Consider the following 14,121-nt stretch of genomic DNA (forward strand, 5'->3'; position numbering starts at 1 on the left):
GGGGCGGCCACCCTGCCGCTGAGGCCCCTGTCTTGATTAATCTGGTGACGGAGGCGTTCCCCTTGCGCCTCCACCCCCGTTGTGCCCTGCCGGGCGCCCGGGGGGTCCTGCTACCCGAGGAGTGACCCTCTCCGGCGATGGACGGTTCGTCCTGTAGTACCTGCGCCGCCCCCTCCCACGTGGAGGCGGCGGCATCATGACCATCCCCCTGCTGCTCCTGGCAGCCGCGTTCCTTCTCATCCTGGCCAACGGCTTCTTCGTGGCCGCCGAGTTCGGGCTCGTCACCGTCGAGCGTCAGGAGGCCGAGAAGGCCGCCGCCGAAGGCGACCGGCGAGCCCGTACGGTCGTCGAGTCGCTGAAGGAGCTGTCCTTCCAGCTCTCCGGCACCCAGCTCGGCATCACCATCACCTCCCTCGTCGTCGGCATGCTCGCCGAACCGGCCCTCGCCGAACTGCTCGGCGGCCCCCTCACCGCGATCCGCGTCCCCGAGGGCGCCGTCTCCGGTGCGGCCGTCGTCATCGGCATGCTGCTGGCCTCCGCCGTGCAGATGGTGATCGGCGAACTGGTGCCGAAGAACTGGGCGGTCTCCAAGCCCCTCCAGGTCGCGCGGTTCGTCGCCGGCCCGCAGGACACCTTCGCGCGCCTGTTCCGGCCGGTCATCGCCGGCCTCAACGCGGTCGCCAACCGGCTCGTACGCGCCCTGGGCGTCGAGCCCACCGAGGAGCTGGCCTCCGCCCGCACCCCCGGTGAACTCGTCTCGCTGGCCCGGCACTCCGCCCGGGCCGGCACGCTCGAACAGGACACGGCCGACCTCTTCGTGCGGACCCTGTCCCTGGCCGAGCTGACCGCGCAGCACGTGATGACCCCGCGCGTGAAGGTCAGCGCACTTCAGGCGTCGGCCACCGCCGAGGACGTGGTCAACCTGACCCGTGCCACCGGCCTGTCCCGTTTCCCCGTCTACCGCGAGAAGATCGACGAGATCGTCGGCATGGTCCACCTCAAGGACGCGTTGGCCGTCCCCGTCCACGACCGGCTGCGCACCCCGCTCGGCCGCATCGCCCGTCCGGCCCTGCTGGTCCCCGAGACCCTGCCCGTGCGGCCCCTGCTGGCCCGGCTGCGCAGCGAGCAGCCCATCGCCGTCGTCGTCGACGAGTACGGCGGCACGGCCGGCGTGGTCACCCTGGAGGACATCGTCGAGGAGATCGTCGGCGAGGTCCGCGACGAGCACGACGGCCTGGACATCCCGGAGCTGGCCGCCGCCCCGCCCGAGGACGGCAGGCCCGCCTGGGACGTCGACGGCAGCTGCCGGGTGGACACGCTCCGGCGCATAGGCCTCGACGCGCCCGAGGGACCGTACGAGACGGTCGCCGGGCTCGTGGCCGACCTGCTCGGCCGGATCCCGGCCGTCGGCGACCGGGCGGAGCTGCCCGGCTGGCGGCTGTCGGTCCGCCGCGTCGGCCACTACCGGGCCGAACGGGTCCGGATCGTCCGCACCGCAGTGGTCGTGGAGGTCGCCCGATGAGCGTGCTCCAGCTCGCCTTCGCGGGCCTCCTCGTGCTCGCGAACGGGTTCTTCGTCGGCGCCGAGTTCGCCCTCGTCTCCGTCCGCCGCAGCCAGATCGAGCCGCTCGGCACCGCGCGCGCCCGCCAGGTGCTCCACGGCCTGGAACACCTGCCCCAGATGATGGCCGCCGCGCAGTTCGGCATCACCATGTGCTCACTGACCCTGGGCGCCGTCGCCGAACCGACGGTGGCGCAGCTCCTGGAGCCGGTCTTCGAGGGCATCCACCTGCCGCACGGCATGATCCACCCGCTCGGCTACGTCATCGCCCTGGCCGCCGTGGTCTTCTTCCACCTCGTCATCGGCGAGATGGTCCCGAAGAACCTGGCCATGGCGGCCCCGGAGAAGGCCGCGTTGTGGCTCAGCCCCGGCCTGGTCGCCTTCGCCCGCCTCTGCCGGCCGATCACCGTCGCGCTCGGCGCCTGCGCCCAGGGCATCCTGCGCCTCTTCAGCGTCGAGCCCCGGGACGAGGTCGAGTCCGTCTTCACCAGCGAGCAGCTCAACCGGCTGGTGGAGGACTCCGGTCAGGCCGGTCTGCTCGACCCCGAGGAGCAGGAACGGTTGGAGGACGCGCTGGAACTGGGCTCCCGCCCGGTCACGGACGTCCTGCTCAAGCGGGAGTCGCTGGTGACGGTCCCGCCGTCGGTCACTCCCGGGCAGATCGTCGCCCTCACCGCCCGCACCGGCTACTCCCGCTTCCCCGTCGCCGCGGAGAACGGCGCCTTCATGGGCTACCTCCACGTGAAGGACGTCCTCGACCTGGAGGAGTCCGAACGGGCGGTCCCGCAGCAGGTGTGGCGCCCCATGACGACGCTCCGCTCCGAACTCCCGCTGGACGACGCCCTGACCGTGATGCGGCGGGCGGCGACGCATCTGGCGCAGGTGGCGGACGCCTCGGGCAGGGTGCTCGGGCTGGTCGCCCTGGAGGATGTCCTGGAGCTGCTGGTGGGCGAGGTGACGGACCCCGCGCACCGCGACTATCCCGAGGTGGTGATGGCGACCTGAGGGTGGTCCCGTCCTTGCTGGTGGGTCGGCGCGCGGCGTCGGATGCGGCGCGCCGCACGGCGGAGGCACGCCCGCACACTGCGTGCGTGCGGGTGTTCCGACGACGCGGCGGGGTGCCGTAGCCGCCGTCGCGTGCGCCCGCCGGGGAGGGCGGGACGGCCCTCGGGCACCTGCCGTCACCTTCCCGCCTGCCGGGCGAGGCACGGCACGCGCTTCCGCGGCACCGGGCGGCGGCCCGAGTACGTCCGGTACGAGGCCTTCCGCCGGCACACCGGGAGCACGCGCCGGACGCCGCCCGGCCGGACCCCGCGGGCGGACGACGGGAACATCACGACAGGACCTGGGCGCCTCGCTCGCACGGGACGGGTGGTCGGTTGCGACCGCACGTCCCCGCCCCGCCTCCGCGGTCAGCGCCCCTGGGCGGGGTCCTGCGGCCCCCGTCCCGACAGCACCTCGCCGTAGGCCTGCATGAGATCGGGCAGTCGCAGTGTCGACAGGTCGTCCCGGGTAAGGGATCCCGGATACATCGACAGCCGCAGGTCACGGTAGGCACAGCTCTTCTCGTACAGGGTCCGCAGGAACCGCCCGTTGCCGAGTTCGTCGATCCAGCCCTGCTCCACCACGTGCCCGGCGATCGACCGCAGTTCGTCCAGCGCCTCCTCGTCCCACACGTCCCCGTTGTCCGCCGCGAGCACCTCCCCGATCGACGTCAGTTCGAGCGGACGGTACGAGGGGAAGTCGACGCGGGTGGTGAAGCGGGACGACAGCCCGGGGTTCGCCGCGAGCAGCCGGTCCATGCCCTCCGGATAACCCGCCAGGATCACCACCAGGTGGTCACGGTTGTCCTCGGCCCGCTTCAGCAGCACCTGCAAGGCCTCGTCGCCGTACGCGTCGCCCTTGCCGTAGCCGGAGTTGGACAGGGAGTAGGCCTCGTCGACGAAGAGCACGCCGCCGAGCGCGGAGTCGATCAGTTCGTTGGCCTTCACGGCGGTCTGGCCCAGGTACTCGCCGACCAGGTCGGCCCGCTGCGCCTCCACCAGGTGGTCGCCGCCGAGGAGGCCGAGGGCGTAGAAGACGCGGCCGAGGATGCGGGCCACCGTGGTCTTGCCGGTGCCGGACGGGCCGGAGAAGACGAAGTGCCGTTTCGGCGGCTGCACGGGGAGACCCTGGCCGGCCCGCAGCCGCGCCATGTTGAGCTGCGCCGACAGGGCCTTGACCTGCCGCTTCACCGGCTCCAGGCCCACCATGCGCTCCAGCTCGGCGAGCGCCTCCTCCAGTAACACCGGGTCGGTGGGACCGGCCGGCAGGACCGGGGGCACGGCGGTCTTCTCCCGCACGACCGGGTCGGACACCGTCGGCACCGGACCGGGCGGCGGGTCGGACGGCTCGGTGAGCTTCAGGTCCCGGCCCTCGGTGCCGAACAGCGGGTCCAGCACGTCCGGCCCGTCCCCGACGTCCTGCCCGACACCGGTCAGGGTGATGGACGCGAGGTCCGCCGCGTCGTCGTAGCCGTCGCCCTCGGCGATCGCGGCGAGCCGGGCCGAGGTGTCCATGAAGGCGGGGTCGACCCGGTGCACGGCCCGGTACAGGGGCAGCGCGGCGGCGGAACGGCCGGTGCCCTCGTGCGCGCGGGCCAGCCAGTACCGCAGCTCCTTGCGCTGCGGCTGTTCGCTGCGGCAGCGCATGAGCGCGGTGGAGAGCAGCGGTTCCGCCTGCCCGTACATCTCCAGCCGGACCCGGGCCATGCCGCCGAACAGACCGGCCTCGATGCCGAGGAGGGGGTCGTCGAGGAGCGGGTCGGTGTGCCGGACCAGTTGTTCCCAGTCCTTGACGAGATAGGAGCGGCAGGCGTGCAGGAAGCGGACCTGGTGGTCGGTGTCGACGGGCGGGAGGCCGGCGAGGGCGCGGTCCAGCTCGGGCACGTGCCGGCCGTCCAGCCAGTGCGAGGCGTGCGCCAGGAGCAGATCCCGGGGGCTCTCCAGCACGGGCTGCACCCACCAGCCCAGCCAGTACCAGGAGTTCAGGGTGCGGCGGTGCCGGGTGCGCTGCTCACCGAAGCGGTCGCGGTGCCGGGCCATCCTGAGCAGCGAGGTCGTCGTGTCGACGCGCAGCGCGTGCAGCCCGAGCCAGCCGTCGGCCATGCCGGGGTCGATCCGCACCGCGGTGCGGAACTCCTCCTCGGCCTGCGGATACGCGCCCATGGTGTAGGCGTCCACGCCTCGCAGCCAGGCGAGGTCGGCCGGGGCCTCGGGGCCCTGCGTGCCGAAGTCCATCACGTCCCCCACAAACCGTGCCCCCGTCGGTATGCCGCCGGGCCGGAACCCGTCGGCTGCCTTGGTCGAACCGCTGTGCTGCGGACCGGAGTTGCCAGGTGCGCGCAGCAGTCGTCCGTAGGTCGCACCGAGGGCATCGTACCTGCGGGGGAGCACCCCGCCGAAGGGTGCCGCACAGCCCGTTTGACGAGGTGGGAGCAGAGGGGGCGCACTGTCGCGCGGTGACCCTCGGTGAGTGGACGGCGTCACGGCGCGTCCACAAACCGGTGCGAAAAGGGGTGCGAGGGCAGAACGAAGCCCCCGGTCACGGGGGAACAACCGGGGGCTTCGCGATAGTGGGGCGGCTTCGCATGCCGCACATTCAGAACGTAAGTCCTGTACGGGCCCTCGGTCAAGCGCAGTTGAAGCACTTGGCGAAGTTCAAACGCAAGGCCCTTCACGATTTCACCACATCGCAGGCACTTCCTCACGCTGTGTGACGAGAGGGGGTGCTCAGTGCGTTCCGCCGGGTCCCGGCAGCACCTCGTACCCCAGGGGCAACTGCCGTACCAGGGCGTGCGCGTACGGCCTCGACGGGTCCTCGGTGAAATGCCGTGCCTCCGCCTCGACCCATCCGTCCCAGAACTCCCGCTGGTCCTCCCCGTCCCGGGACCGCCCGCGGGCCCAGGCCTCCTCGGCGGGCAGCTCCATCCACAGCAGGCGCGCCAGGTGCGGCCGCAGGGCGCGCCGTCCGGCGCCGACGCCCTCGACCAGGACCACGGGCGCCGGGGGGAGCGGGCGGGGCAGGCCGAAGCGGCGGTCGCGCCAGTCGTAGGGCGCGTAGTGCGCCGTCTCGCCGCGGCCGAGCGGTTCGATCACCTGGGCCAGCAGCCGCCCGGTCCACGCGAACAGCTCGTCGTGGCTCGCGAGGTCGTCCAGGTGCAGGACGGGCGCGCCGCCCAGTGCCTCGGCCAGCCGCCCCGCGAAGGTGGACTTGCCCGATCCGGCGTGCCCGTCGACGGCGACCAGCCGGACCGGGCCGCAGGACGGCGGCAGACGGCGGAGCCGGGCGGCGAGCTGGCGGATGGCGGGTCCTGGCCTTCGTGAGCGCGGTGACGGCGGTCGGGTGGCGTGGCCAGGCGAGTCTAGCGGCGCGGCGACGCCCTGCCGCAGGTCACGCCAGTGGATCAGACCAATATTGCCGGGCGCGGCACGGGCGGAAGTGCTGGCAGGTCCGCCCGCCTCCCGCCATAGTTGGCCCACACCGCACCGCCCACCGCGTCGCACCGCACGGCGCACACCGCATCACGCACCGCACCGCACTCGGACCCGCTCCGACTCGGACACCTTGGGGGTCTTCCGCTCATGAGCAGAGCCGAACAGCAGCCGTCCAGCAGAACCGACCAGCTCGCCGACCGACCCGACCGGCCCGGTCAGCCGTCCCGCAGGACACTCCTGGCCGCCGCGGTCGTGGCCGCCGTGGCGGGTGGCGCGGCCCCCGCGACGGCCGAGGCCGCCGGCCCGGCCGACTCCTCGCGTCCCACCGAGACGCCGGGGGCGGCCCCGGCCCGCCCCGTGGACCACCACTCCTGGACGACGTACGCCGACTGGCGTTCCGGCACCGCCGCGGGCACCCGTGCCGTCGCCGGCGCCCGGCCCGGTCTGGTCCTCGCCACCCCGGCCGGGACCACCGACTACACCGATCCCCACACCGGCACCACCGCCCCCTGGGAGTACGCGACCTGGACGTCCCCCGTCCACCGCCTCGCCGTCCCGGCCACCGAGGCGATCGCCTCCTGGAACGCGAGCACCCCGGCCGGCACCTGGCTCCAGGTCGAGCTGAAGGCCGCCTACGCCGACGGCACGGACAGCCCCTGGTACGTGATGGGCCGCTGGGCGGCCGGTGACCAGGACATCAAGCGGACCTCGGTCGACGGCCAGAGCGACGGCAGGAGCACCGTGTGGACGGACACCCTCGCGGTCGACGACGCCGCCACGGGCCCGCGCCTCACGTCGTACCGGCTGCGCCTGACCCTCTACCGCAGGCCCGGCACGAAGCTCACGCCCACCGTGTGGCGGGTGGGTGCCATGGGCTCCGACGTCCCGGACCGCTTCACCGTCCCGGCCTCGGCGCCGGGCCTCGCCCAGGAACTGGTCGTCCCGCGCTACTCGCAGGAGATCCACGCCGGGCAGTATCCCGAGTACGACAACGGCGGCGAGGCCTGGTGCAGCCCCACCTCGTCGCAGATGATCGTCGAGTACTGGGGCGGCCGTCTCACGCCGGAGCAACTGGCCTGGGTCGACCCCGCGTACGCCGACCCCCAGGTGTGCCACGCGGCCCGGTACACCTTCGATCACCAGTACAACGGCTGCGGGAACTGGCCGTTCAACGCGGCCTACGCCGCCACCTTCAAGGACCTCCAGGGCGTGGTGACCCGGCTCACCTCCCTCACCGACCTGGAGACGCTCATCGCGGCCGGCATCCCGGCCATCACGTCCCAGTCCTTCCTGAAGGAGGAGCTGACGGGCGCGGGGTACGGCACGTCCGGGCATCTGATGACGGTGATCGGCTTCACCGCCGACGGCGACGTGATCGCCAACGACCCCGCCTCGCCGAGCGACGCGGCGGTGCGGCGCGTCTACCGGCGACGCGAGTTCGAGAACATCTGGCTGCGCACCAAGCGCTACAACGCGAGCGGCAAGGTCGCGTCCGGCACCGGAGGCGTCTGCTACCTGTACTTCCCGGCCCGTCCGAGCGCGCTCCAGTGCAGGGCGCTCGCGGCGGTCGGCGTGCGCTGACCCCTGCCGCGCGACGGCCCCCGGCGCCACCGGGGGCCGTCGGCGTGTGAGCAAGCTCTCGGCCGCAAAAGCCCCGCACGGTGGCAAGGTGGACGGATCGGGGAAGCCCGCCGCCCACCGCCCGCACGACCGTCAGCGAGACGCCATGACCGCGCACACCGCCTCCGCCACCGCCGCCCGCACCCGTACCGGCGGGCCCGAGGACGACGGGCCGAAGATCCTGGAGCACGTCATGGGATGGATCCTGGTCGCGGTCGTGGCGATGCTGGTGACGCAGCTCGGCCTGGTCTGAAACGGGCGCCGGAGCGCCGCCGTCGGCCCCGGACCGCTGATCCCCGGCCCCTGTTCGACCTGACATACTGACGTCGTCCCGCCGACCGTTGGAGCCAGGGTCGACATTGAACATCAGCCAGCAGCGTGACGCGTCCCGTCCCCGGGCTCGCGGCACCGAGCGCTCACTGGCGCGTCGCGCCGAACTCATCGCCATCGGGCGCCGGTTGTTCGCCGACACGTCCTACGACGCGCTCTCCATGGACGACATCGCCCGGCAGGCGCACGTCGCCAAGGGGCTGATCTACTACTACTTCCAGTCCAAGCGCGGCTATTACCTGGCGATCATCCAGGACTCCGTCGCCGACCTGGTCTCCTTCGCGGCGAGCGGCATGGAGCTGCCCCGGACGGACCGGGTCCACCGCACGATCGACAGCTACCTGCGCTTCGCCGAGCACCACCAGGCCGCCTACCGCACCATCGTCAGCGGCGGCGTCGGCTTCGACACCGAGGTGCACGCCATCCGGGACGGGGTGCGTGAGGCGATCGTGGCCACCATCGCCGAAGGCGCGTACGGCCGCAGCGACATCCCGGCGCTGCCCCGCATGAGCCTGCTGTCCTGGGTGTGCAGCGTGGAGGGCGCCACCCTCGACTGGATCGACCGCCCGGACCTCTCCCGCGACACCATGCGCGATCTCCTGGTGAGGACACTGGGCGGTGCCCTGCGCGCCGTGGAGGAACTCGACCCCGCCTTCCCGGCCCCGAAGCCGGCCCGGCGCGAGTCCTGAACCGCCCTCGGGGCGAAGGCTCGTGGTCCTCCGCCCCGAGTGCCCTCGCGGGACCGGCTAGTTGATGGCTTTGATCAGCTCACCGCCGGCCGTGTCCCCGCTCAGCTCCCAGAAGAAGGTCCCGCCGAGACCCTGCTGGTTCTTGTACGTCATCTTCGTCGCGACGGTCGCCGGAGTGTCGTAACTCCACCAGTCGTTCCCGCACTTGGCGTAGGCCGTCCCGCCGACCGTGCCCGTCACGGGGCACTTGGTCCTGAGCACCTTGTAGTCCTCGATGCCCTGCTCGTACGTCCCCGCGGCCGGGCCGGTCGCGGTGCCGCCGGGCGCCGCCTGGGTGACTCCGGTCCAGCCGCGCCCGTAGAAGCCGATGCCCAGCAGCAGCTTCGAGGCGGGGATACCGAGGCCCTTCAGCTTGGCGATGGTCGCCGAGGTGTGGGTGTTCGCCTTCGGGATGCCGGAGTAGGAGTTCAGCGGCGAGTGCGGGGCCGTCGGCCCGGTCGCGTCCCAGGCGCCGAAGTAGTCGTACGTCATCGGGTTGTACCAGTCGACGTACTGGGCCGCGCCCGCGTAGTCCGCCGCGTCGATCTTGCCGCCCGCGGTGGCGTCGGCGGTGATGGCCGCCGTGACGAGGCCACCGGTGCCGAACTTCGCGCGCAGAGCCCGCATGAGGTTCCTGAAGGCGTCCCGGCCGCTGGTGTCACAGGTGGCGCCGCAGGTGTTCGGGTACTCCCAGTCGATGTCGATGCCGTCGAAGACGTCGGCCCACTTGGAGTTCTCGACCAGGTCGTAGCAGGACTGGGCGAACGCGGCCGGGTTCCGTGCGGCCTCGCCGAAGCCGCCCGACCAGGTCCAACCGCCGAAGGACCAGAGGACCTTGAGGCCCGGGTGCTTCCTCTTCAACTCGCGCAGCTGGTTGAAGTTGCCGCGCAACGGCTGGTCCCAGGTGTCGGCGACCCCGTCGACGGACTCGGCGGCGGTGTGGGTGCGGTCGGTGGCGGCGTAGGCGTCGCCCATCGCGCACCTGCCGCCGGTCACGTTGCCGAAGGCGTAGTTGATGTGGGTGAGCTTCGCCGCCGAGCCGGACGTCTCGACGTTCTTCACCAGGTACTTGCGGTCGTAGGTGCCCCATTCCGTGAAGTAGCCGAGGACCTTGGAGCCGGCGGCCACCCGCGTGGACGGCGCGGGGGTGCCGGTGGCGGTCGCGGTGCCCGCGCCGGCGAGCAGACCGGCGCCCAGCACGGCCGTACACGCGACGGCGACGAGGGCTCGGAAGCGGGAGCGGCGCTGGGGAGGATGCTGCATCGGGTGTCACCTCGTGGGGGAGAGGGGAACGCGCGCCGATTGGCAGGAACGCGGTAACGCGGTGCCGAGAGCGTAGGAGGACTAGACCAGTTGGGTCAATGGTGCGGACCAATCCCGGCCCTCGCCGACGAGAGGCCGCGCTTCCAGCTCGCCTACAGGGCGCCGTCGGCCGGGTCGGGGCGGCGCCGGTACCTCGCGGCGGCACGGCTTCGGGGCGCGGGAGGGCCGTTCGGCCGGGAGGCGGCCATGGCCCGACGGCCACTCCACCGACGCCGCGATGCGGGTCACCACCGAAGCCGTGCGGGTGCTCGGCGGCCACGGCCGCGCCGACTTCCCCGTCGAGCGCCACCTCCGCGAGACCGGGGTCGAAGCAGCGCCTCGTCGCCGGTGTCGCGGCCCGGTACGAGTCCGAGGTCGTCTGCCACCAGATCCGCGAGGACCTGGAGGAGCAGGGCGTCATCATCAGTCCCGCAGACCGTCGAGGGCGGGGACCGGATCAGCGCATGGTCATCGCCCGTCACCCGCTGGGTCCGGGAACCCGCTGAACTGGCCCGGCCGGACCGTCGGGGCCGCCAGCCGCACCCACTCCGGGTCCCGTCGGCCGGGCAGGGTGCGGCCCCGGTCGGCCCAGATGCGCATCATGTCGCGGTAGATCGGCGGGTCCTGCGGGGACGGCGGCGGGGCCGGCGGAACCGATTCTGCGGACGCGGGGGCGAACCCTTGGCGGTGACGCCCGAGCGTTTGGAAGGTGGGGGTCATACCCGGGCAACGCGAGCGCGTCACGCCGGGTCACGGCTCGTGCCGTCGTGAGTGAGTTCGGGATGTGCCCGGTGGCCGTCCGGACGGCGTGGTGAGCCGGACGAGCCTCCTCTCGGCGCCCGTCGCCGGAACCTGGACGAGCCTCATCTCGCCGCCCGTCGCCGGAACCTGGACGAGCCTCATCTCGCCGCCCGTCGCGGGAACCTGACGGTTCGGCCCGCGCCGACCCCGCGCCACGGCCGACAGACCCCGCGCCACGGCCGGCTACGGGCCATGGCACGGGGTCGCTACGGGAGTGGGGCGGAGGCGCTCAGGCGGCGTGACGGCGCAGCGCCGGTACCCGCATCGGTCGCGAGGCCGGCCCGCCGACGTGCGAGAACGGCTGGGTGCGCCAGTCCAGACCCTGAGGGAGCGTCAACAGCAGCGCGGTCTCCTGCTCCTGGGGCTCGGCCGACTCGTCCGCGGGACGGGCCTCGGCCGCCGCACGGCCGGTGCCCGCGCAGACCGTGAGTCCGAACGGGTTCCACGGCGAGGCGCACAGCGCGTGCTCCGGCAGGGTCTCCTCGTCCGCCAGCAGCGCGATGGGCTGCGCGCAGTCCGGGCAGATCACCCGGTACATCTCGAAGGTGTCGTACGCGTCGAACTCGTCGCCGTTCTCGTCGTCGTAGCCGTCGGGTTCGACGCCCTCCGGCTCGGACTCGACGATGGTGGGCTGGAACCGCTTGGGCGCGGTGCGACCAGGGCGCTTGAGGCTCTGCATGAATTCTCCCCCTCGGGCTGGGCCGTTCAGGCGCTGCGGCCTCGACCACAGCAAGCACTTCCCAGCCCGTCTCGGGGGTAATCACGAGACCATCACGAAGACTTGAGACAGGCTGTGGCGTTCGTCACATGTCATCAACGGATGTCGATCAGCCCGCACGGTCCGCCACATCACGAACCGGTATGACCTGGACTGTATACGTATACGAAGAGATGGCGAGCCCTGTAAGTTCTTGCGTCATGGAGGAGCTGGACCGACAGATCGTGCAGCTGCTCGTCAAGGACGGGCGGATGAGTTACACCGACCTGGGCAAGGCCACCGGCCTGTCCACCTCGGCCGTGCACCAGCGGGTGCGCCGGCTGGAACAGCGCGGCGTGATCCGGGGCTATGCGGCCGTCGTCGACGCGGAGGCCGTCGGGCTGCCCCTGACCGCCTTCATCTCGGTGAAACCGTTCGACCCCAGCGCGCCCGACGACATCGCCGACCGGCTCGCCGGGGTGCCCGAGATCGAGGCCTGCCACAGCGTGGCCGGGGACGAGAACTACATCCTCAAGGTGCGGGTGGGCACCCCCCACGAACTGGAGGAGCTGCTGGGTCGGCTCCGGGCCCTCGCCGGCGTCTCCACGCGCACCACGGTCGTGCTGTCCACCCCGTACGAGGCCAGGCCGCCCCGGATCTGAGGGCCACCGCACCGGACGGACCGGCACGCCCCGATACGGGGCATCCCCCGTGCGGGCCGGCCGGGCCGAGGCGCGAAACTGTTGACATGAGTGAGCGCACGCCCGACCCGAAGACCGTCCTGCTCCGCCGAGGAGAGGTCCACAGCCCCGCCGACCCGTTCGCGACCGCGATGGTCGTCGAACGCGGCCAGGTCGCCTGGGTCGGCTCCGAGGGCGCGGCCGACGCCTTCGCCGACGGCGTCGACGAGGTGGTCGACCTGGACGGCGCCCTGGTCACGCCCGCGTTCACCGACGCCCACGTCCACGCCACCGCCACGGGCCTGGCCCTCACCGGCCTCGACCTGTCGGCCGCCCCCTCGCTGGAGGCGGCCCTCGCCCGGGTACGCGACTTCGCCGCGGCCCGACCGGGGGACAAGGTCCTCCTGGGCCACGGCTGGGACGCCTCGCGCTGGCCCGGCGGCCGCCCTCCGACACGGGCGGAACTCGACGAGGCGACCGGCGGACGGCCCCTCTACCTGTCCCGTATCGACGTCCACTCGGCGGTCGTGAGCACCGCCCTGCTGGACCTCACGCCCGGCCTCGGCCGGGCGGGCGCGGCGAACGACGCCCCCCTCACGGCCGACGCCCACCACGCCGTCCGTGCCGCCGCGTTCGCGGCTGTGACGCCGGCCCAGCGGGCCGAGGCCCAGCGGGCCGCCCTCGCGCACGCCGCCTCGCTCGGCATCGGCTCGGTCCACGAGTGCGCCGGTCCCGAGATCTCCTCCGAGGACGACTTCACCGCCCTGCTGCGGCTGGCCGCCGAGGAGCCGGGCCCCCGGGTGGTCGGCTACTGGGCGGAGCAGGACGTGGACAAGGCGCGTGCCCTGGGCGCCCTCGGCGCGGCCGGAGACCTCTTCGTCGACGGGGCCCTCGGCTCGCACACCGCCTGTCTGCACGACCGGTACACCGACGCCGCCCACACCGGCACCGCCTACCTGGACGCCGACGCGGTCGCCGCACACATCACGGCCTGCACCGAGGCCGGCCTCCAGGCGGGCTTCCACGCCATCGGCGACGCCGCCGTCACCGCGGTCGTCGAGGGCGTGCGCGCGGCTTCGGACAAGATCGGCCTGACCCGCGTGCGCGCCGCCCGGCACCGCGTCGAGCACGCCGAGATGCTCACCCCCGAGACGATCGCCGCCTTCGCCGAACTGGGCCTCACCGCCTCCGTCCAGCCTGCCTTCGACGCCCTGTGGGGCGGCGACGACGGCATGTACGCCCAGCGTCTGGGTGCCGAGCGCGCCCGCGGTCTGAACCCCTTCGCGGCCTTGCTGCGCGCCGGCGTCCCGCTCGCCTTCGGCTCCGACAGCCCGGTCACCCCGCTCGACCCCTGGGGCACGGTCCGCGCCGCCGCCTTCCACCGCACCCCCGAGCACCGGATCTCCGTACGCGCCGCCTTCACCGCCCACACCCGCGGCGGGTGGCGGGCGGTCGGACGCGACGACGCCGGTGTCCTGGTGCCGGGCGCCCCCGCCGACTACGCCGTCTGGCGCACCGGCGCCCTCGTGGTGCAGGCCCCGGACGACCGCGTCGCCCGCTGGTCCACCGACCCCCGCTCCGGTACCCCCGGCCTGCCCGACCTGACGCCCGGCGCCGGTCTGCCCGAGTGCCTGCGCACGGTGGTCGGCGGACGGACCGTGTTCGTACGGCCGGGCGAGTGACTCCGCCGGGACGCGGCGCGGAAGATCACCCGTCCGCCCGCCTCCCGCGAGAGCCGTGGCCCGCCCCCTGACCAGCGCTTTACCCGAAGAGTCGCAGGTCGAACGGCTGTTGACAGCCGACCGCGGGAGGCCGGTAGGTTCGGCCGAGTCCACCACCGGACGCCCCACCGGGGAACGTCCGCGCACTCGCCGGGGAGCCGCTGGGTCAGGACGGTGTGCCGCACCGGCGCACCGCCACCGGGAGCC

General features: G+C 73.0%; 11 protein-coding genes. 7 read left to right on the forward strand and 4 right to left on the reverse strand.

The annotated features are described in order from the left end of the window. The first annotated feature begins 196 nt into the window (after nucleotides 1-196). Entirely contained in the window at nucleotides 197-1,522 is a 1,326-nt protein-coding gene (locus ACFYO5_RS29585; RefSeq protein ID WP_356567393.1) for a hemolysin family protein, read from the forward strand. Further along, the gene (locus tag ACFYO5_RS29590; RefSeq protein ID WP_388714444.1) at nucleotides 1,519-2,565 is read left to right on the forward strand and encodes a hemolysin family protein; all 1,047 of its coding nucleotides are present in this window, start codon (nucleotides 1,519-1,521) and stop codon (nucleotides 2,563-2,565) included. Before ACFYO5_RS29585 ends, ACFYO5_RS29590 begins: the two co-directional genes overlap by 4 nt. 407 nt (nucleotides 2,566-2,972) lie before the next feature. On the opposite strand, the gene ACFYO5_RS29595 is transcribed toward ACFYO5_RS29590, so the two are convergent. Next, nucleotides 2,973-4,838 (reverse strand): AAA family ATPase, encoded by a 1,866-nt coding sequence (locus ACFYO5_RS29595; protein WP_388714447.1) that lies wholly within the window; start codon nucleotides 4,836-4,838, stop codon nucleotides 2,973-2,975. Between the two features lie 492 nt (nucleotides 4,839-5,330). Further along, the gene (locus tag ACFYO5_RS29600) at nucleotides 5,331-5,903 is read right to left on the reverse strand and encodes a uridine kinase (protein ID WP_388714566.1); all 573 of its coding nucleotides are present in this window, start codon (nucleotides 5,901-5,903) and stop codon (nucleotides 5,331-5,333) included. A 279-nt stretch (nucleotides 5,904-6,182) separates the two neighbouring features. Here ACFYO5_RS29600 and ACFYO5_RS29605 point away from each other — a divergent pair, with 279 nt between their 5' ends. The 3 genes from ACFYO5_RS29605 to ACFYO5_RS29615 all read left to right on the forward strand — a co-directional run bounded on the left by ACFYO5_RS29605 (nucleotide 6,183) and on the right by ACFYO5_RS29615 (nucleotide 8,674). Beyond that, entirely contained in the window at nucleotides 6,183-7,616 is a 1,434-nt protein-coding gene (locus ACFYO5_RS29605) for a peptidase C39 family protein (protein WP_388714450.1), read from the forward strand. A gap of 46 nt (nucleotides 7,617-7,662) precedes the next feature. Continuing rightward, nucleotides 7,663-7,908, forward strand: a complete 246-nt coding sequence (locus ACFYO5_RS29610; protein ID WP_388714453.1) for an SCO1431 family membrane protein — start codon at nucleotides 7,663-7,665, stop codon at nucleotides 7,906-7,908. Nucleotides 7,909-8,014: 106 nt separating this feature from the next. Continuing rightward, on the forward strand, nucleotides 8,015-8,674 hold the full coding sequence (locus ACFYO5_RS29615; RefSeq protein ID WP_356567401.1) for a helix-turn-helix domain-containing protein: 660 nt from the start codon (nucleotides 8,015-8,017) through the stop codon (nucleotides 8,672-8,674). A gap of 57 nt (nucleotides 8,675-8,731) precedes the next feature. On the opposite strand, the gene ACFYO5_RS29620 is transcribed toward ACFYO5_RS29615, so the two are convergent. Beyond that, nucleotides 8,732-9,976, reverse strand: coding sequence for a glycoside hydrolase family 18 protein (locus tag ACFYO5_RS29620; RefSeq protein ID WP_388714456.1), 1,245 nt, complete (start codon nucleotides 9,974-9,976; stop codon nucleotides 8,732-8,734). A 1,069-nt stretch (nucleotides 9,977-11,045) separates the two neighbouring features. Continuing rightward, complete coding sequence (locus ACFYO5_RS29625; RefSeq protein ID WP_388714459.1) at nucleotides 11,046-11,495, reverse strand: hypothetical protein; 450 nt, start codon at nucleotides 11,493-11,495, stop codon at nucleotides 11,046-11,048. Between the two features lie 239 nt (nucleotides 11,496-11,734). Here ACFYO5_RS29625 and ACFYO5_RS29630 point away from each other — a divergent pair, with 239 nt between their 5' ends. Together ACFYO5_RS29630 and ACFYO5_RS29635 are read left to right on the forward strand one after the other, a co-directional pair. Next, on the forward strand, nucleotides 11,735-12,175 hold the full coding sequence (locus ACFYO5_RS29630; RefSeq protein WP_356567404.1) for an Lrp/AsnC family transcriptional regulator: 441 nt from the start codon (nucleotides 11,735-11,737) through the stop codon (nucleotides 12,173-12,175). 86 nt (nucleotides 12,176-12,261) lie between these two features. Then, nucleotides 12,262-13,875 carry an amidohydrolase gene (locus tag ACFYO5_RS29635; RefSeq protein WP_388714462.1) on the forward strand — a complete coding sequence of 538 codons (1,614 nt, stop codon included), beginning with the start codon at nucleotides 12,262-12,264 and terminating at the stop codon, nucleotides 13,873-13,875. Nucleotides 13,876-14,121: the final 246 nt, after the last annotated feature.

The sequence above is a fragment of the Streptomyces sp. NPDC006259 genome, assembly GCF_042870975.1.
Taxonomy (GTDB): Bacteria; Actinomycetota; Actinomycetes; order Streptomycetales; family Streptomycetaceae; genus Streptomyces.

What these genes read in the sequence shown, in the direction of transcription:
- ACFYO5_RS29585 (WP_356567393.1), top strand. Translation starts at nt 197, where the DNA reads ATGACCATCCCCCTGCTGCTCCTGGCAGCCGCGTTCCTTCTCATCCTG.
- ACFYO5_RS29590 (WP_388714444.1), top strand. Translation starts at nt 1,519, where the DNA reads ATGAGCGTGCTCCAGCTCGCCTTCGCGGGCCTCCTCGTGCTCGCGAAC.
- ACFYO5_RS29595 (WP_388714447.1), bottom strand. Translation starts at nt 4,838, where the DNA reads ATGGACTTCGGCACGCAGGGCCCCGAGGCCCCGGCCGACCTCGCCTGG.
- ACFYO5_RS29605 (WP_388714450.1), top strand. Translation starts at nt 6,183, where the DNA reads ATGAGCAGAGCCGAACAGCAGCCGTCCAGCAGAACCGACCAGCTCGCC.
- ACFYO5_RS29620 (WP_388714456.1), bottom strand. Translation starts at nt 9,976, where the DNA reads ATGCAGCATCCTCCCCAGCGCCGCTCCCGCTTCCGAGCCCTCGTCGCC.
- ACFYO5_RS29625 (WP_388714459.1), bottom strand. Translation starts at nt 11,495, where the DNA reads ATGCAGAGCCTCAAGCGCCCTGGTCGCACCGCGCCCAAGCGGTTCCAG.
- ACFYO5_RS29630 (WP_356567404.1), top strand. Translation starts at nt 11,735, where the DNA reads ATGGAGGAGCTGGACCGACAGATCGTGCAGCTGCTCGTCAAGGACGGG.
- ACFYO5_RS29635 (WP_388714462.1), top strand. Translation starts at nt 12,262, where the DNA reads ATGAGTGAGCGCACGCCCGACCCGAAGACCGTCCTGCTCCGCCGAGGA.